General features: G+C 70.9%; 14 protein-coding genes and 1 pseudogene. 1 reads left to right on the forward strand and 14 read right to left on the reverse strand.

What is annotated here, in order from left to right; translation table 11 throughout:
* Nucleotides 1-107: 107 nt before the first annotated feature.
* The 12 genes and pseudogenes from murC to mraZ form a co-directional block, all read right to left on the reverse strand.
* Nucleotides 108-1532: a UDP-N-acetylmuramate--L-alanine ligase gene (gene murC / locus ACLEQD_RS17225; RefSeq protein ID WP_410385314.1), complete on the reverse strand. Its 1425-nt coding sequence runs from the start codon at nt 1530-1532 to the stop codon at nt 108-110.
* On the reverse strand, nt 1529-2680 hold the full coding sequence (murG, locus tag ACLEQD_RS17230) for an undecaprenyldiphospho-muramoylpentapeptide beta-N-acetylglucosaminyltransferase (RefSeq protein ID WP_410385316.1): 1152 nt from the start codon (nt 2678-2680) through the stop codon (nt 1529-1531). Before murG ends, murC begins: the two co-directional genes overlap by 4 nt.
* Nucleotides 2677-3840, reverse strand: a complete 1164-nt coding sequence (gene ftsW / locus ACLEQD_RS17235) for a putative lipid II flippase FtsW (protein ID WP_410385318.1) — start codon at nt 3838-3840, stop codon at nt 2677-2679. Before ftsW ends, murG begins: the two co-directional genes overlap by 4 nt.
* Before the next feature lie 5 nt (nt 3841-3845).
* On the reverse strand, nt 3846-5216 hold the full coding sequence (gene murD / locus ACLEQD_RS17240) for a UDP-N-acetylmuramoyl-L-alanine--D-glutamate ligase (protein ID WP_410385320.1): 1371 nt from the start codon (nt 5214-5216) through the stop codon (nt 3846-3848).
* A 35-nt stretch (nt 5217-5251) separates the two neighbouring features.
* Nucleotides 5252-6430 carry a phospho-N-acetylmuramoyl-pentapeptide-transferase gene (gene mraY, locus ACLEQD_RS17245; protein ID WP_410385322.1) on the reverse strand — a complete coding sequence of 393 codons (1179 nt, stop codon included), beginning with the start codon at nt 6428-6430 and terminating at the stop codon, nt 5252-5254.
* Nucleotides 6430-7830, reverse strand: coding sequence for a UDP-N-acetylmuramoyl-tripeptide--D-alanyl-D-alanine ligase (locus ACLEQD_RS17250; protein WP_410385323.1), 1401 nt, complete (start codon nt 7828-7830; stop codon nt 6430-6432). Before ACLEQD_RS17250 ends, mraY begins: the two co-directional genes overlap by 1 nt.
* 24 nt (nt 7831-7854) lie before the next feature.
* Nucleotides 7855-9391, reverse strand: a pseudogene (locus tag ACLEQD_RS17255) (UDP-N-acetylmuramoyl-L-alanyl-D-glutamate--2,6-diaminopimelate ligase).
* 51 nt (nt 9392-9442) lie between these two features.
* Nucleotides 9443-11464 carry a penicillin-binding protein gene (locus ACLEQD_RS17260; RefSeq protein WP_410385325.1) on the reverse strand — a complete coding sequence of 674 codons (2022 nt, stop codon included), beginning with the start codon at nt 11462-11464 and terminating at the stop codon, nt 9443-9445.
* Nucleotides 11461-11853, reverse strand: a complete 393-nt coding sequence (locus ACLEQD_RS17265; protein ID WP_410385327.1) for a cell division protein FtsL — start codon at nt 11851-11853, stop codon at nt 11461-11463. The genes ACLEQD_RS17260 and ACLEQD_RS17265 overlap by 4 nt, the downstream gene beginning before the upstream one ends.
* Nucleotides 11850-12755, reverse strand: coding sequence for a 16S rRNA (cytosine(1402)-N(4))-methyltransferase RsmH (gene rsmH, locus ACLEQD_RS17270; protein ID WP_410385329.1), 906 nt, complete (start codon nt 12753-12755; stop codon nt 11850-11852). Before rsmH ends, ACLEQD_RS17265 begins: the two co-directional genes overlap by 4 nt.
* 23 nt (nt 12756-12778) lie before the next feature.
* Nucleotides 12779-13162, reverse strand: a complete 384-nt coding sequence (locus tag ACLEQD_RS17275) for an STAS domain-containing protein (protein ID WP_171415295.1) — start codon at nt 13160-13162, stop codon at nt 12779-12781.
* Nucleotides 13163-13212: 50 nt separating this feature from the next.
* Nucleotides 13213-13665 carry a division/cell wall cluster transcriptional repressor MraZ gene (gene mraZ / locus ACLEQD_RS17280; RefSeq protein WP_143899860.1) on the reverse strand — a complete coding sequence of 151 codons (453 nt, stop codon included), beginning with the start codon at nt 13663-13665 and terminating at the stop codon, nt 13213-13215.
* Nucleotides 13666-13903: 238 nt separating this feature from the next.
* Between mraZ and ACLEQD_RS17285 the strand changes: the two genes are divergently transcribed.
* Nucleotides 13904-14614 (forward strand): PilZ domain-containing protein, encoded by a 711-nt coding sequence (locus tag ACLEQD_RS17285; RefSeq protein ID WP_410385331.1) that lies wholly within the window; start codon nt 13904-13906, stop codon nt 14612-14614.
* Nucleotides 14615-14655: 41 nt separating this feature from the next.
* Here the strand turns inward: ACLEQD_RS17285 and ACLEQD_RS17290 are convergent, their stop codons facing one another.
* Both ACLEQD_RS17290 and ACLEQD_RS17295 read right to left on the reverse strand, forming a co-directional pair.
* Nucleotides 14656-16464, reverse strand: coding sequence for an acyl-CoA dehydrogenase family protein (locus tag ACLEQD_RS17290; RefSeq protein ID WP_410385333.1), 1809 nt, complete (start codon nt 16462-16464; stop codon nt 14656-14658).
* A gap of 179 nt (nt 16465-16643) precedes the next feature.
* Entirely contained in the window at nt 16644-17204 is a 561-nt protein-coding gene (locus ACLEQD_RS17295) for a hypothetical protein (protein WP_410385335.1), read from the reverse strand.
* Between the last annotated feature and the right edge of the window lie 127 nt (nt 17205-17331).

The following is a 17331-nucleotide window of genomic DNA, read 5'->3' on the forward strand; positions in this document are numbered from 1 at the left end:
CCGCGCACGCTGATGAGCGGCGCCAGGGGCTCCCCCGGCTTGACGTCCAGGCCCGGCAGACGCGCCACGCGCGCCGCCAGCGGTGTCACCTCGCCCGGCGCCATTTCCTACCCGCCCTTCGCCGCGCCCATCAGGGTGAGCAGGTCCGGGCCCACCTGGGTGATGTCGCCCGCGCCCAGCGTCAGCACCAGGTCGCCCTCGCGCACGCGCTCCAGCAGCGCCTTCGCCACGTCCGCGCGCTTCTCCACGAAGGTCACGTCGCGGTGGCCGTGCGCGCGGATGGCCTCCGCCAGCGCGTCGCCGGTGGCGCCAGGAATCGGCTCCTCGCCCGCCGCGTAGACGCTGGTGACCAGCAGCACGTCCGCGTCGTTGAACGCGGTGGCGAACTCCTTCATCAGGTCGTGCGTGCGCGTGTAGCGGTGCGGCTGGAAGGCGGCCACCACGCGGCGGCCGAACGCGCGGCGCGCGCCGGACAGCGTGGCCATCACCTCCGTGGGGTGGTGCCCGTAGTCGTCCACCACGGTGATGCCGCCCACCTCGCCGCGCACGGTGAAGCGGCGCTGCACGCCGCCGAACTCCGCCAGCGCCCCGCGCACCGTCTCCAGCGGGATGTCCATCTCCTCCGCGATGGCCACCACCGCCAGCGCGTTGAAGGCGTTGTGCGCGCCCACCATGCGCACGCGGAACTCCCCCAGGTCCTCCTCGCGGCGGAAGGCGCGGAAGGTGGTGGTGAAGCCGTCCAGCGCGATGCCCTCCAGCCGGTAGTCCGCCATGTGCGAGCTGCCGTAGGTGACGAAGCGCTTCTCGATGCGCGGCAGCAGCGCCTGGACGTTGGGGTTGTCCAGGCACAGCACGTTGAGGCCGTAGAAGGGAACGCGGTTGCAGAACTCCACGAAGGCGGACTGGAGCGTGTCCAGGTCGCCGTAGTGGTCCATGTGCTCCGGGTCGATGTTGGTGACGACCGCGATGGACGGGTGCAGCTTGAGGAAGCTGCCGTCGGACTCGTCCGCCTCCACCACCATCAGCTCGCTCTTGCCCAGCTTGGCGTTGGAGTCGAGCACGTTCACCTTGCCGCCCACCACCGCCGTGGGGTCCAGGCCCGCCGCGGACAGCACCGTGGCCACCATGGACGTCGTGGTCGTCTTGCCGTGGCTGCCGGCGACGGCGACCGCGTACTTCAGGCGCATCAGCTCCGCGAGCATCTCCGCGCGGGGGATGACGGGAATCTTGCGCTGGCGCGCCGTCACCACCTCCGGGTTGTCCTTGCGCACCGCGGAGGAGATGACGACGACGTCCGCGTGGACCAGGTTGGACGCCTTGTGGCCCTCGTAGAGCGTGGCGCCCAGCTTCGCCAGGCGGCGGGTGATGTCGCTCTCGCGCAGGTCCGAACCGGACACGCGGTAGCCCAGGTTGAGCAGCACCTCCGCGATGCCGCTCATGCCGATGCCGCCCACGCCCACGAAGTGCACGTGCGCCGCGTGGCGCGTCTTGAAGAGGCTGCCGGGCTTGTTGCTGACGGTCTTGCTGCTCATGCCTTGCTCCCGGGTGCCTTCTTCACGTCCTTGGGTCCGCGGTCCCGTCCGCCCGGGCCCCAGGCCTGGGTGGTCAGGTCCACGCACACGTCCGCCAGCTCCTTCGCGGCGGCGGGGCGGCCGAGGATGCCCGCCTTCTTCGCCATCTGCTTGAGCTTCACCGGGTCCGTCATCAGGCCGCGCAGCTCTTGCGCCAGCTTCTGCCCGGTGAGCTCCGACTCGCGGAACATGAGGGCCGCGCCCGCGTCCACCAGCGCTCGGGCGTTCACCTCCTGGTGGTTGTCCGTCGCGTGCGGGAAGGGCACCAGGATGCTGGCCTTCTTGCACACCGTCAGCTCCGCCAGCGACGTGGCGCCCGCGCGGCAGATGACCAGGTCCGCCTTCGCGTACGCGGAGGACATGTCGTCGATGAACTCCACCACCTGGGCCACGTCCGCGAAGCCCCTGTCCGCGTAGCCCTTGCGCACCGTCTCCAGGTCCAGCTTCCCCGTCTGGTGGACGATGTCGAGCTGGTCCTTCACGTCCCCCAGCGAGTCCAGCGCGTCCAGCACGCGGTTGTTGAGGCCGCGCGCGCCCAGGCTGCCGCCGAAGATGAGGACGGAGAACTTCTCGTGCGCGGCGCTGCTGCGCAGGTAGTTGTCCATCAGCTTCTTGCGGATGGGGTTGCCAATCATCTGCACCCTGGCTTCGGGGAAGTACGTCCGTGCTTCCTCGAAGGCGGTGAAGACGACCTTCACGATGCGGCCCAGCACCTTGTTGGTGAGGCCCGGCAGCGCGTTCTGCTCCTGGATGGCGGTGGGGATGCCCATCAGCCACGCGGCCAGCACCACCGGCCCGCTCGCGTAGCCGCCCACGCCCACCACCACGTCCGGCTTCTGGCGCGACAGGATGCGGAACGACGCGAGGAACGCCATGGGCAGCGCGATGAGGCCCTTGAGGAGCCCGAGCACGCCCTTGCCCTTGAGCCCCTGCACCTTCACGAACTCCAGCGGGTAGCCCTCCTTGGGCACCACGCGCGCCTCCAGGCCCTTCTCGGTGCCCACGAAGACGACCTGGTTGTTCGGATGGCGCGTGACGACCTCTTCCGCCAGCGCGATGCCCGGGAACAGGTGGCCGCCGGTGCCGCCGCCCGCGATGAGCACCTTCACGCCGTCACCTCCCGCAGGTCGGTGGTGCCCGTGCGCACCGGCCGCGAAGCGCCCTGGGTGTTCGCGCTGAGCGACAACAGCACGCCCGCGGAGCCCATCAGCACCACCAGCGACGTGCCGCCGTAGGACACGAACGGCAGCGTCAGGCCCTTCGTGGGCAACAGGCCCATGGCCACGCACATGTTCACCGTGGCCTGGAACGCGATGATGGAGCTGATGCCCAGGCCCAGGTACGTGCCGAAGGTCTCCCCCGCCGCCAGGGCCGCGCGGATGCCGCGCCAGAGGACGACGGCGTACAGCACCACCAGCAGCCCCACGCCGATGAGCCCCAGCTCCTCACCGAGGATGGAGAAGATGAAGTCCGTGTGCGCCTCCGGCAGGAAGAACAGCTTCTGCCGGCCGTCCCCCAGCCCCAGGCCGGTGATGCCGCCCGAGCCGATGGACATGAGCGACTCCGCCACCTGGTAGCCCACGTCGTGCCGGTGGGCCCACGGGTCCAGGAACGCGAGGATGCGCTTCATGCGGTACGGGCTGGTCGCGATGGCGACGAACGCCAGCGGCAGCGCCAGCAGCACGGAGCCCACCAGGTACGACAGCTTCGTGCCCGCCGCGAACAGCAGCACGAAGAGCATGAACACCAGCAGCACGCTGCTGCCGAAGTCCGGCTGGAGCATGCACAGGAGCACCAGGATGCCGCACAGGGCCAGGTGCGGCAGGAAGCCAATGGAGAACGTGGCCACCTTCTCCCGCTTCTTCGCCAGCGAATAGGACAGGTAGACGAGCCACGCGAACTTGGCGAGCTCCGCGGGCTGGAGGCTGAAGCCCGGCAGGCGGATCCACCGCCGCGCGCCGCCCGCCGTGGTGCCGATGCCGGGGATGGCCACCGCGATGAGCAGCACGATGGCGACGAGCAAGAGCGGGTACGCCAGCCGCGCCAGCTTCCGCCACCCCAGCTTCATGGCCACCGCCATGGCCACGAGGCCCAGGCCCGCGGCGGAAAGCTGGCGCTTGAGGAAGTAGAGGCTGTCGCCCAGCTTGTCCTGCGCGAGCACCGCGCTGGCCGAGTACGTCATCACCAGGCCCAGCGAGACGAGCGCCAGCACCGCGCACAGCAGAATCGGATCGAACCGCACGGGGGCGGCCGGAGGAGAGGTCTTCATCACGGTCAGAGCGCCCCGACGAGGCGCTTGAACGTGTCGCCCCGGTCCTCGAAGTTCTTGAACTGGTCATACGACGCGCACGCCGGGGACAGGAGCACCGTGTCCCCGGGCCGCGCGACCTCACGCGCCTTCGCCACCGCCGCGTCCAGCGTGCCGCACGCGTGCACCGGCGCGTCGTTCGCGTACGCCCGCGCCAGCGCGTCCGCGTCCTGGCCAAGGGTCAGCACGCCCTTCACCTTCCCCTGCCCCGCCTCCACCATGGGCGCGTACGGCGCGCCCTTGCCCTTGCCGCCCGCGATGAGCCACACGTCGCCCTGGAACGCCTTGAGCGCCACCAGCACGGAGTCCACGTTGGTGGCCTTGGAGTCGTTCACCCACTCCACGCCGTCCAGCACGCGCACGCTCTCCAGCCGGTGCGCCAGGCCCGGGTAGCTGTCCAGGCCCGCCTGCACTGCGTCCTTCGCCACGCCGCCCAGCCGCGCCAGCAGCGCCGCCGCCATCGCGTTCTGCGCGTTGTGCGCGCCCCGGAGGGAGCGGGTGGTGAGCGTGTAGGACTCGCCCGCGAACTCCAGTTCGAAGCCGCCGGGCCGGGCGATGGCCAGCCCCGCCAGCCTGGGCGCGTCCACCACCGGGCGGCCCGTCAGGCTGAAGCCGTACACGGGCGCGCGCGCGGACATGGCCAGCCTCATCACCGCCGCGTCGTCCGCGTTCACCACGGCGAAGTCGCTGCCCGCGTCCTGGTTCATGAAGATGCGCGCCTTGGCCGCGCCGTACTCGGCGGGGTTGGCGTAGCGGTCCAGGTGGTCCGGCGCGAGGTTGAGGATGGCCGCGCCCGTGGGCTCGAGCTGGTGGATGCCCTCCAGCTGGAAGCTGGACAGCTCCACCACCAGCGCGTCCCAGTCCCCGGGCGCCATGGCGGCCTCCGCCAGCGGACGGCCCAGGTTGCCGCCCACGAAGGTGCGCAGGCCCGCCTTCGCGTACAGCTCACCGGTGAGCGCCGTGGTGGTGCTCTTTCCGTTGGTGCCGGTGATGCCCAGCAGGCGCGTGCCCGTGAGGAAGCGGCCCGCGAGCTCGACCTCGCCCCACACGGGGACGCCCGACGTGCGCGCGGCCTCCAGCTCCGGCAGCGACAGCGGCACGCCCGGGCTCACCACCACCAGGTCCTGGCGGGTGAGCAGCCCCTCAGGCGTGGCGCCGGTGACGAGCTCCACGCCTTTCGCGCGGAGCTCCTTCGCCACGTCGCCGAGCGCGTCCTCCGAGCGCGCGTCCAGCGCCGTCACCTTCGCGCCCTGCTGCACGAGCAGCCGGAGCGCCGCGACGCCGCTCCTGGCCAGCCCGAACACCGCGACCTTCCGACCGGACAGCGAGGGATTCATGGGGCGGGCCGACCTCGTCTACGAGAGCTAAGCGACTAGCGCAGTTTCAGGGACAGCAGGGCCACGCCACCACAGAGGATGGCGACAATCCAGAAACGCACGATGATCTTCGGCTCGGCCAGTCCCTTGAGCTCGAAGTGGTGGTGCACGGGCGCCATCTTGAAGACCCGCTTGCCCGTCATCTTGAAGGACGCCACCTGGATCATCACGGAGAGCGCCTCCGCGAAGAAGATGCCGTGGATGATGGCGGACACCACCTCGTTCTTGGAGAACACCGCCAGCGCGCCCAGCGCGCCGCCCAGGGCCAGCGAGCCGATGTCGCCCATGAACACGGACGCCGGGTAGGTGTTGAACCAGAGGAAGGAGATGCCCGCGCCCACGATGCTCGCGCAGAAGACGGCCAGCTCCGCGCCGCCCGGCACCTGGAGGATGCCCAGGTAGCGGTACAGCGGCGTGGCCGTGAGCCTGGCGACGCCGTTCACCGTCTCCGTGTCCGCGATGTGCAGCGTGGTGCCCGCCACGTAGCAGAGCACGCAGAAGGTCACCGCCGACACGATGGTGGGCACGATGGCCAGCCCGTCCAGGCCGTCCGTGAGGTTCACCGCGTTGGACGTCCCCACGATGACCACCCACGCGAAGACGACGTAGAACCAGCCCAGGTCCGGGTTGAACCAGTGCGAGGGCACGAACGGCAGCGTGAGCCGCGTGTCGATGAGCAGCGTGGGCCCGAAGGAGCCGTCCGCCTTCGTCCACGTGCACATCAGGCCGAAGATGGCGATGAGGTAGAAGACGGTCTGCAGCACCATCTTCTTGCGCCCGGCCAGGCCCTTGGAGTTGCGCTTGGACAGCTTGAGCCAGTCGTCCAGGAAGCCGATGAAGCCGTAGCCGAAGGTGAGGAGGATCATCACCCAGACGCCGCGGGACTTCAGGTCCGCGAACAGGAGCGTGCCCGCCGCGATGCAGATGAGGATGAGCGCGCCCCCCATGGTGGGCGTGCCCTTCTTCTTCTGGTGGCTGTCCGGGGTGTCCTCGCGCACGTTGCTCTGCCCGTGCTGCTTCAGGCGCAGCCGCGCGATGAGGCGCGGGCCAATCAGCATCCCCAGCAGCAGGGCGAAGACGCCCGCGGCGATGATGCGGAAGGTCGGGTAGCGCAGGAAGTTGAGGACGCGCCCGGCCTCGGTGTTCTGGATGAGCTCGTACAGAAGGTACAGCACTAGTGACTCCCTCCGGGGGGTGCCGCACCCGTGAGGGCCGCCACCACGCGCTCCAATCGCATGCCGCGACTGGCCTTCACCAGCACCACGTCACCGGGGGAGAGCCGGGGCGTCAACCACGCCACCAATGGCTCCACTTCGGTGAAGTGGGCGGCGGAATCTTCCATGCCCGACGACTTGAAGCCCATCTCCGACCTGGGACCGAAGAACGCCGCCACCGTCGCGTGATTCTTCACCATGGCCCCGAGCTTGACGTGCTCCTCGAATTCGCCCGAGCCCAGCTCCAGCATGTCGCCCAGCACCGCCACCGCCCGGCCGCCTTCGGGCACCAGCGTGCCCAGCGTGACGAGCGCGGCCTCCATGGAGGCCGGGTTGGCGTTGTAGCAGTCGTCCACCACCGTGACGCCGTTCCTGCCGTCCACGATGTTGAGCCTGCGCGCGTACGGCCGCGCGGACTCCAGGCCCTTCACGCACTCGTCCGGGGAGTAGCCCAGGGCCAGCGCCGTCGCGAACGCCGCCGTCGCGTTCTGCGCGTTGTGCGGCCCCACGAAGTGCAGGCGCACCGGCCAGTCCTTCCCCTGGTAGCGCACGGTGGCCACCATGCCGTCGCGGCCCAGCGTGTGGACGGCGGTGAGCCGCACGTCCGCGCCCTCCGCCCGGCCGAACGTCAGGTGCTTCGCGCCGCTGCGCGCGGCCTGGCGCACGATGAGCGCGTCATCCACGTTCACCACGGCGGTGGCCTGGGGCAGCAGCTCGCGGAACATCTCCCCTTCCGCCTCCGCCACGCCCTCCAGGCTGCCCAGCCCCTCCAGGTGCTCCGGCTGGACCACGGTGATGAGCCCCGCGTCCGGCCGCACCCCGCGGGTGAGCCTCTCGATTTCGCCCGGCTGGTTCATCCCCACTTCGATGACGGCCGCCACGTGGGACGGCTCCAGCCGGAAGAGCGTGAGCGGGACGCCCACCTCGTTGTTGAAGTTGCCCTCCGTCTTCAGCGCGGGGCCCCGCGTGGCCAGGATGGCGCCCACCATCTCCTTGGTGGTCGTCTTCCCGTTGGAGCCCCCCACCGCCGCCACCGGGATGTGGAAGCGGCGGCGGTGCAGCGCCCCCAGCCCGCCCAGCGCGGCCAGGGTGTCGTCCACTTCGTAGAGCGCGAAGCCCGGGGGCAGGGCCGGCAGCGCCCTCCCCCGCTTCACCACCGCCCCGGCCGCTCCCTGACGCTGGGCGCCGTCCACGAAGTCGTGGGCGTCGAAGCGCTCGCCCTGCAGCGCCACGAAGAGACACCCGGGGGTGAGCGACCGGGTGTCGGTGCAGACGGCGGGAAAGCCCGCGGCAACGGGCTCCCCGCGACGGGTCGCACCCGTCGCCTGCACCACCTCGTCATCGGAGAATCGAGCGGCCATGGAGGGGGGTGGCCCTGGGGGGGGTTAGCCCGGGATGCGGTTGGCCAGCGCGCGCGCGGCGACCTCGCGGTCGTCGAACGCGAGCTTCTCCGTGCCCACCGTCTGGTAGGTCTCGTGGCCCTTGCCGGCGATGAGGACGACGTCGTCGTCCTTGGCCAGGTTGATGACCTGCTCGATGGCGGCGCGGCGGTCCGCGTCCACGAGGTAGCCCTTCTCCCCGACCTTCGCCTTGCCCGCGGAGATGCGGCGCAGGCCGCCCTTCTCCAGGCCCGGCGTCACCTCCGCGATGATGGCCTCCGGGTCCTCCGTGCGCGGGTTGTCGCTGGTCACCATCACCAGGTCGGCGCCCTCCGCGGCCACGGTGCCCATCAGCGGGCGCTTGCCCTTGTCGCGGTCGCCGCCGCAGCCGAAGACGACGATGACGCGGCCCTTGGCCAGCGTGCGCGCCGCTTCGATGGAGCGCTTGAGCGCGTCATCCGTGTGCGCGTAGTCCACCAGCACCGCCGGCGCGGGGCCGCCGCGGTGGTTCTCCGCGCGGTCCATGCGGCCGGCGACCTGGGAGACCAGCTCGATGCCGCTCTTCACGTCCGAGCGGCTGATGCCCGCGCCCAGCGCGATGCCGGCGGCGAGCATGATGTTCTCCAGGTTGTGGGCCCCAGGAGCTTGCTCTTCACCTTGATGTCGCCCGCGGGCGTCTTCAGGGTGGCCTCGATGCCCTTGAGCGAGTAGGCGGCGTCCGCGGCGCTGATTTCCCCCGCGCCCGTGCGGCTGAACTTCCACGCCATGCGCTTCTGGCCGCGCAGCTCGTTGTAGATGCGGCTGGCGAAGGTGTCGTCGCCGTTGACCACCGCCGTGCCCGTGGCGGAGAGGTTCTCCACGAAGAGCTTGCGCTTCACCTGGAAGTACTCCTCCAGGTCCTTGTGGTAGTCCAGGTGGTCGCGGGACAGGTTGCTGAAGCCCACGGCCTTGAAGGTGAGCCCGTGCACGCGCTCCTGCGCGAGCGCGTGGCTGGAGACCTCCATGACCACCGTCTCCACGCCCGCGTCCACCATCTCACGGAAGATGCGGTGCAGCTCCAGCGGGTCCGGCGTGGTGTTGGCCAGCTCCGTCGTCTTGCCGTTGAACTTGTAGCCCAGCGTGCCGATGATGCCCGGCGGGTTGGCCCCCGTGTACATGGCGGCGTCGCGAGGATGGCCTCCAGGAGGTACGTCGTCGTGGTCTTCCCGTTGGTGCCGGTGACGCCCAGGAGCGTCAGCTTGTCGGCGGGGCGGCCGTGGAAGTTGGCCGCGATGAGGGCCAGCGCCTTGCGCGCGCTGCTCACCTTGAAGAACGGCACCTGCGAGGACTGCCCCTGCTTCTCCGACACCACGGCCACGGCACCGCGCGACACGGCTTCACCAATGAACTGGGCCCCGTCTTCCTTCAGGCCCGGCACGGCGATGAAGAGATCCCCCGGCTTCACGCGCCGCGAATCCTGCGTCACTCCCGTGACGTCGACCGCGGAACGGCCGCCCGAGGTCTGCTCGGCTCCACACCCTGCGAGGACATCCGTCAGCTTCATCTCTTCCCCTTCACACGCATTGCTGATGCGGGGCCTGGAAAGGACACGGCCTCATTGCCGCGTCGCCAGTTCCAGCGTCACCCGGGCCCCCTTCTCCACCAGCGCACCGGCGGGGGGGGTCTGAGATACGACTCGTCCACTGCCTTGCAGCTGTGGCTCCAAGGCCGCGGCGAGCAACTTCACCACGGCCTCTCTTCCTGCCTGACCCTGGACGTCCGGCACACGCACCGTGCCGGCTTCCGGGGTCTCGGTCACCGCTTCCTCCAGGCCGGCCCGGACGGGCACGGCCTTCGCCAACGCCCTCGGTGCCGGAGGGGGCACCACGGGCGCGGCGGCCGCGGCCACCTCGGCGGGTGCCTCCGTCCGGGACGGAGGCACGGCCAGGTGGGCCATGGCAGCGGTAGCGATTTCCTTGAAGGCAGGGGCAGCCACGTTCCCCCCGTATACGTCTGTCTTGGGTTCGTCCACCACCACGAGAATCACGGCGCGCGGTGCCTCGGCTGGCACCATGCCCGCGAACGACGCGATGCGTTTGTCGGAATACCCCCGCGCGACGGGGTCCGCCTTCTGGGCGGTGCCCGTCTTGCCGGCCACCCGGTAGTCGTCCATGGCCGCCTTGGGCGCGGTCCCTCCCTTGGCCACCACGCTCTCGAGCATACCCACGACCTGCCGCGCCACCCTCTGGGAAACGACCCGGCGCAGCTCCGTGGGCTGGTTCTCCAGCAGCACCACGCCGTCCGGGTCCACGACCCTGGAGATGAGGTACGGGCGCATCAGCACGCCGTCGTTGGCCAGCGCGCCGTAGGCCGCCGCCAGCTGGACGGCGGTGGAGGTCATGCCCTGGCCGAAGGATTGGGTGGCCAGGGAGATGTCCGATTTCGGAAACGGGATGACGCCGCGGCTCTCGCCGGTGAGCGCCAGGCCGGTGCGCTCCGCGAAGCCGAAGGCGTGGTAGGCGGCCACCAGCTTCTCCCGGCCCAGGGCCTCCGCGACCTTGGCGGCGCAGATGTTGGAGGACACCTGGAGGATGCCCTGCGCGTTGAGCCAGCCGTGCGGGTGGGTGTCGTTGATGGTGTGGCGGCCAATGCGGAAGGCGCCGTTCTCACAGAACAACAGCGTGTCCGGGGTGATGGCCTTCTGTTCCAGCGCGGCGGCCACCACGAAGGCCTTCATCGTGGAGCCGGGCTCGAAGGCGTCCAGCGCGGCGCGGTTGCGGATGGCGTTCTTCACGCCGCTCTCCGGCGTGTTGGGGTTGAAGCGCGGGTTGTTGGCCAGCGCCAGCAGCTCCCCGGTGCGAGGGTCCAGCACCACCGCCATGCCCGCGACGGCCTTGGCGTCCTCCACGGCCTTGGCCAGCGCCTTCTCCGCGACGTACTGGAGGTGGCGGTCCAGCGTGAGCGTCACCGCGGCGCCCTGGCGCTCCAGCGGATCCATGGCGCCCTGGACCATCAGCTTGCGGCCCTTGGCGTCCCGGAAGCCGGAGGTGCGCGAGTTCTGCCCGGACAGCTCGTCCTCGAAGGCCAGCTCCAGGCCCTCCAGGCCGTGGCCGTCGGTGCCCACCATGCCGACGATGTGCGCGCCCAGCTCGCGCTGGGGATAGAAGCGCTTGGGCTCCTTGGTGAAGCCCAGGCCGGGCAGGCCCAGCGCCTTCACCGCCTCCACCTCCTGGGGCTTCGCCTGGCGCTTCACCCACGCGAAGCGCTTGGCGCGGGCCAGGCGCGCGGCCACGTCGTTGCCGTCCAGGTGCACGGCGCGCGCGAGCTGCCGGGCCGCCCGCGGCACGTCGGGGAGCATGGACGGGTCCACCCAGATGGAGTCCACCTCCACGCTCTGCGCCAGCGGCGTGCCGCGCCGGTCGAAGATGTCCCCGCGCCGGGCCGGGATGTCTATCTGCCGGACGTACTGGTCCTGCGCCAGGCCGCGCAGCTTCTCCTGCTGGAAGACCTGGAGGTAGACCGCGCGGCCGAACGCCGTGCCCAGGAGCGCGAGGAACAGCGCGAACAGCAGCTGGACCCGCAGCCGGAGCCCCTTCGTGTTCGACTCTGGAATCCGCGCGCTCTTGAGGTCCCTCACCGCCCGGTCCCCCGCTCCGCCACGCGGACGGCCGGCGCCGCGGAACGGGCCTGCGCGGTGCCGGCGCCCTTCACGCGCTCGTCCGCCAGGGACACCACCGCGGCGCCCCTGGGCATGGCCATGCCCAGCTGCTCACGCGCCACGCGCTCCAGGCGGCCCGGGGCCTTGAGCGTGGCCAGCTCCAGCTTCAGCCGGTCGTTCTCCCGGGTGAGCGAGCGGCTCTCGCCCTCCGCGTTGGACAGGCGGTAGCCCATGTCCACCACCAGCACGCGGCTGGTGACGTGGAGGATGCCCACGCCGGCGAACAGGGCGAAGAGCATGACGGCGGGCAACAGGTGCATCAGCACGCCGGCCACGGACACGGAGGGACGCGAGAGGGCCTTGCTCATCGGATTTTCTCCACCGCGCGCAGGTGCGCGCTGCGAGAGCGGGGGTTGGCCTCGACTTCCGCTTCGGAAGCCGCGACGGCCTTCTTGGACACGAGGGCGAAATCACCCTGGCTGTTGCACACGCACACCGGGAAGCCCGGCGGACAGGTGCACCCGCCCACCAGGGCGCGGAAGGCTTCCTTCACCTTCCGGTCCTCCAGGGAGTGGAAGGAGATGACCGCGGCGCGGCCGCCCACCTTGAGGAGCGACGGCAGCGCGGCGAGCAGCGCGTCCAGCGCCTCCAGCTCCCCGTTCACCGCCATGCGCAGCGCCTGGAACGTGCGGGTGGCCACGTTGATGCGGTCCGGCCACGCCTTGCGCGGCACGGCGCGCTTCACCACCTCCACGGCCTCCAGCGTGCGCTGGGGCAGCGCCTTCTTCAGCTCCCGGGCGATGGGCCGCGCGAAGGGCTCTTCTCCATAATCCTTGAGCAGCCGCGCCAGGTCGCGCTCGTCCGTCTCCGCGATGAGCTCCGCGGCGGTGACGCCGGTGTCGCCCATGCGCATGTCCAGCGGGCCGTCCTTCATGAAGGAGAAGCCGCGCTCGGCCACGTCCAGCTGGGGCGAGGACACGCCCAGGTCCACCAGCACGCCGTCCACGGGCAAGAGGTCGTGCGCCACGCGGGGCAGGTCCGCGAAGTTGCCCTGCCGGGCCTGGAAGCGCGCGTTGCCGCCCATGCGGGCGGTGGCCGCCGCCAGCGCCACGGGGTCCCGGTCCACGCCCACCACGGTGGCGCCCCGGGCGAGCAGCGCCTGGGTGTGGCCGCCGCCGCCGAGCGTGCCGTCGATGATCACCTTGCCCTGCGCCGGGTTCAGCAGCTCCACCGTCTCGTGGAGCAGGACGGTCTGGTGCTGGAAGTCCACGGGAGCGGGGCCTTGGGTGCGGGTCAGACGAAGGGAGCGCGCGCGAGCTGGAAGGCGGCCCGGGCATCGTTCATGTGCGGGTACAGCTCGAAGGTGTCGTGGGCGCCGGCCGCGCGGAAGATGGCGGCCAGGTACGGCGACAGCCCGGACAGCTTCACGTCGCCACCGGCGCGGCGGAACTGCTCCGTGCGGGCCATCAGCGGGCGCACGCCGCGGTAGTTCAGGTGCGCCACGTCCGCGAAGTCCAGGACGACCTGGCGCGTGCCCCGGTGCAGCCGGTGCATCAGGTCCTCGCACAGCTTGAGCAGGTCCGCCTCCTCCAGCTCGCCCTCCAGCATCAGCGTCTCCACGCGCTCGGACGCCGCCACCACCGCCCTGTTCCGACGAACCTCCTGCACCTGGTCCATGCGCCTGCCCACCCTTCTTCCCTGCGAACTCGAGGCTGTCGACTTCCTGGCTACGGCTGGCGCAGCTCGCCCAGCACCCGCAACACGTCCTGGGAGGTGGCTTCCTGGCGCGCGTCCTCCTGCGCCTTCGCCCAGCCGTCCAGGCTCCAAAGCTCAATCACCTTCACCATCCCCGCCCACACCACGTCCTTCTCCAGCTTCGCGTACGCCCTGAGCGACGGCGGGATGAGCAACCGGCCCAGCTTGTCCAGCGGGCACTCCTGCGCGCTGGCCACGTACAGCCGCATCAACGTCTTGACCCCCGGCTCCATGGGGTTGCGCCGGGCGAGCGCGGTCTCCAACGCCTCCCACTCCCGCACCGGATAGGCGTGGAGGCAGGGGTCCAGGGCCGTGGTGACGATGAGCCGCTCGTCGTAGGCGCCCACCAACGTCTCCCGCAGCTTGGCCGGGAGGCTGGTGCGCCCCTTCGCGTCGATCTGGTGCTCATAGACGCCTCGGAACACGCGGGACGATCCACCTTTTCAGCCCAATACGGGACGGACCACCACTCCTTCCCACTTCTTGCCCCTTAACGGCCGGCATACATACGCGCCCCCCCCAGGGGGGTCAAGAAAGCGCGCAACAGGCTGGAACACCGCGAGCCCGGCCCCGGACCTCCCCCAGGGCACGTGCCGGACGGCCTACCTTCGAGGATGGGGTAAACTTGAGTTTTTCCGCTCCCAGGCTGAGAGTCCCGGGCCCGTGAGCACGAACGTTCGACTGAAGGTGGCCTACAAGACCCCGCAGTCGCTGGTCGGTGAGTACACCCGCAGCGTGGGTCTGGGCGGCGTCACCCTGGAGACGCGCAAGGCCCTGCCGCTGGGCACCCGGTTCACCTTCGAGCTGCACGCGGCCGGCATGCCGCGTCCGGTGGAGGTGCTGGGCGAGGTCGTCAAGGTGGAGCCGCGCCCCGGCGAGCGCTTCCTGCTCACCGTGCGCTACGACGGCGCGGAGGATCGCAGCGCGCTGGACGCGGTGCTCCAGTTCATCTTCGCCCAGGAGGAGCAGAACGGCCTGCGCCGCTTCCCGCGCATGCCGCTGCACCTGCGCGCGCGGGAGGCCGACCCCCGGGCGCCGTTCTTCTACGTGCGCGACATCTCCCGGGGCGGCGTGGGCCTGGAGGTGGAGGCCCCCGCCCTGCCCCGCGAGGTGCAGGTGGGCGCGCCCTTCCTCATGGAGATGGACATGAAGGAGGGCCCGCTCCTGCTCCACGGCGAGGTGGCGTGGACGTCGTCGGTGCCGCGCAAGGGCGCGGCGCAGGCGATGACGCCGGGCTTCGGCGCGACGTTCGGCCGGCTGCGGCCGGACATGCTCCAGCGGCTGGAGGCCCTGATGGTGCTGGAGCACCTGCCGCCCGCGCCCTGGCGGGCCCGGGTCAGCTTCGGCCTGGATGCCGTGTCGCGGATGCCCTGACGTTCCCTGTCAGGGCCCCCCGCGCGATTCGATTCCGCGGCCTACAGCGGGTTGTACGGGTAGCCGCCGGCCTCCTCCAGGCCGGTGACCAGCGTCTCGCGCAGCTCCGCCGGGTCGTACGCCGTGAAGGCGTCCAGCGCGGACAGGCGCCTGAGCTCCAGCGCGAGCGCGTCACCCTTGAGCGTGGCGCAGAGCGCGCGGCGGGTGCGCTCGAAGGCGCGCGTGGTGGACTCCATCGCGTACAGCCGCACCAGCGCCACGCGCAGGGGGTCCAGCACGCCGCCGGTGGCGGCCTGGCGGGTGCGCGTCACCATGGAGTCCAGGGCGTAGGCGTCCATCACCACGTCCGCCAGCGCGGCCATGACCTCCTGGTGCTTGTCCAGCTCCGTGCCGAAGGTCTCCGCGGCCAGGCGCATGCCGTGGATGGCCAGGTGCTTGGCGCACTCGGCGGCGACCTCCTCCTGGGCCAGCGCGTCCTGGCGGCCCGCGCGGGGGCGCTCGCCGCGGCCCAGCGCCTCCGCCACGGAGCGCGCCTGCGCGAACAGCGGCAGGTCACCCTTCACGGCGCGCTTGAGCAGCATGCCGGTGATCAGCATGCGGTTGATTTCGTTGGTGCCCTCGAAGATGCGGTTGATGCGCGCGTCGCGGTAGGCGCGCTCCACCGGGTACTCCTCGATGTAGCCGGCGCCGCCGTGCACCTGCACCGCGTCGTCCACCAGGTGGCCCAGGGCCTCCGAGCCGAAGACCTTCATGATGGAGGCCTCCGTGGCGAACTCCTCCATCGCGGCGATGACGTGCGCGTCGTAGTCCGCGTCCGAGCGCTCCTTCGACGCGAGCCGCCCGTCCACCAGGCCCGCCGTGCGGTACGTCATGCTCTCCACCGCGTAGACGAGCGTGGCCATGCGCGCGAGCTTCTCGCGGATGAGCGGGAAGGTGGCGATGGGCGCCTTGAACTGCTTGCGCTCCTGGGCGAACTTGAGCGCGTTCTGCAGCTGCAGCTTCATGCTCCCGATGACGCCCGCGCCCAGCTTCAGCCGGCCGTAGTTGAGGATGTTGAAGGCGATGCGGTGGCCCTTGCCCAGCTCGCCCAGCAGGTTCTCCGCGGGCACCCGCGCGTCCTCGAAGTAGAGCGGACACGTGGACGAGCCGCGGATGCCCATCTTGTGCTCCTCCGGGCCCACGGTGAGGCCCGGGGTGTCCTTCTCCACGATGAAGCCGGTGAACTTGTCACCGTCCACCTGCGCGAAGACGACGAACACGTCCGCGAAGGCCGCGTTGGTGATGTAGAGCTTGGAGCCGTTGAGCACGTAGTGCTTGCCGTCCTGGGACTTCACGGCCTTCGTCTTCGCGCCGCGCGCGTCGCTGCCGCTGCCCTGCTCCGTCAGCGCGTACGCCGCCACCCACTCGCCCGTGGCGAGCTTGGGCAGGTACTTCGCCTTCTGCGCCTCGTTGCCGAACCACACGATGGGCAGCGACCCGATGCCGGTGTGCGCGCTGGACGTCACCGACCAGGAGCCCAGCAGGCTCATGGCCTCCGCGAGCAGGAGCGACGTCGTCTTGTCCAGGCCCGTGCCGCCGTACGTCTCCGCGATGTCCACGCTCAACAGGCCCAGCTCGCCCGCGCGGCGCAGGAGGTCGCGCAAGAGCGCGTTGTCCTTGCCCTCGATGCGCGCGGCCTGGGGCAGCACCTGCTCCCGGCAGAACTGGAGCGCCGTCTTGAAGAAGAGCCGCTGCTCCTCGGAGAACCCCTCCGGGGTGAGGATGCGGGTGGCGCCCACCTCCTGGAAGAGGAACGTCGCCCCAGCGAGTACATCCTGGGGACGGGAAGCGGACTCGGTTACGGCGACCATCGACGACCTCCGGGGAGGGAGCACTGCCCTCCGAAGCCTTCAGGAAAAAGGCGCGCGGCACCTTACGGCGCGCGGAACGCCAGGGGTAGTAGCGGCGAGGCCCCACCACCTCAATGGGATGCGGACTCCACGCGGGGTGCGTGCCCGGCCGCCAGGCGGGAGGGCTGCGTTGCCCCTGATTACGGGGAACCCGCGTCCGGCGCGGGCCGCGGCGTGGGGTACACGAGGCAGAGCGTGTCGAAGAGCCCCTCCTCCGGCGCGACGTACGTGCCGCCGAGCGCCCGCGCCACCTGCGCCACCTCCGTGCCGAACGACGGGACGAGGCACAGGTCGTCCGACGTGGTGAAGCGCCCCTTCAGCCGGGCCAGCTCCCGCCGCAGCGTCGCGACGTCCTGGCGTCCGCCGCGCACGGGCACGGACGGGCCGTTGCGGTCCGGCCCCGGCAGCTTGCCCACGCTGGTGGTCAGCTCGAACCCGTCCGCGCGCTGGATGATGCGCAGCTTGCCGGGCGCCACCTCCTCCAGCCACGCGCGGAAGCCCTGCTCGTCGCGCAGCACCAGCCGGTAGGCCACGGGCGCGTCCGGGTGCTGGAGCCACACGGCCCGCGCCTGCGTGCGCAGCACCGCCAGCGTGTCAGCCACCTGTGCGAGAAACGTGTCCGCGTCCTCCACCGCCACGAGCACGTCCCGGCCCCGCACCCGCGCCGCGAGCCTGGCCGCGTCCGGGCCCCGGGCAGGCACGAAGGCCTCCGCCCCCAGCCGCGCCCGGTCCCCCGACCAGCTCCAGCCGGGGGACGGTCATCCGGGAGGGGCTCACCGTACACGGGCGCGGATACCGGAGTGACGGTCGCGTCCGCCCAGGTGCCCG

This window comes from Corallococcus sp. 4LFB (assembly GCF_046520365.1).
GTDB lineage: Bacteria > Myxococcota > Myxococcia > Myxococcales > Myxococcaceae > Corallococcus > Corallococcus caeni.

Coding starts and splice junctions, on each gene's coding strand:
- murC (WP_410385314.1), bottom strand. CDS start 1,532: ATGAGCAGCAAGACCGTCAGCAACAAGCCCGGCAGCCTCTTCAAGACG.
- ftsW (WP_410385318.1), bottom strand. CDS start 3,840: ATGAAGACCTCTCCTCCGGCCGCCCCCGTGCGGTTCGATCCGATTCTG.
- murD (WP_410385320.1), bottom strand. CDS start 5,216: ATGAATCCCTCGCTGTCCGGTCGGAAGGTCGCGGTGTTCGGGCTGGCC.
- ACLEQD_RS17250 (WP_410385323.1), bottom strand. CDS start 7,830: ATGGCCGCTCGATTCTCCGATGACGAGGTGGTGCAGGCGACGGGTGCG.
- ACLEQD_RS17265 (WP_410385327.1), bottom strand. CDS start 11,853: ATGAGCAAGGCCCTCTCGCGTCCCTCCGTGTCCGTGGCCGGCGTGCTG.
- ACLEQD_RS17275 (WP_171415295.1), bottom strand. CDS start 13,162: ATGGACCAGGTGCAGGAGGTTCGTCGGAACAGGGCGGTGGTGGCGGCG.
- ACLEQD_RS17290 (WP_410385333.1), bottom strand. CDS start 16,464: ATGGTCGCCGTAACCGAGTCCGCTTCCCGTCCCCAGGATGTACTCGCT.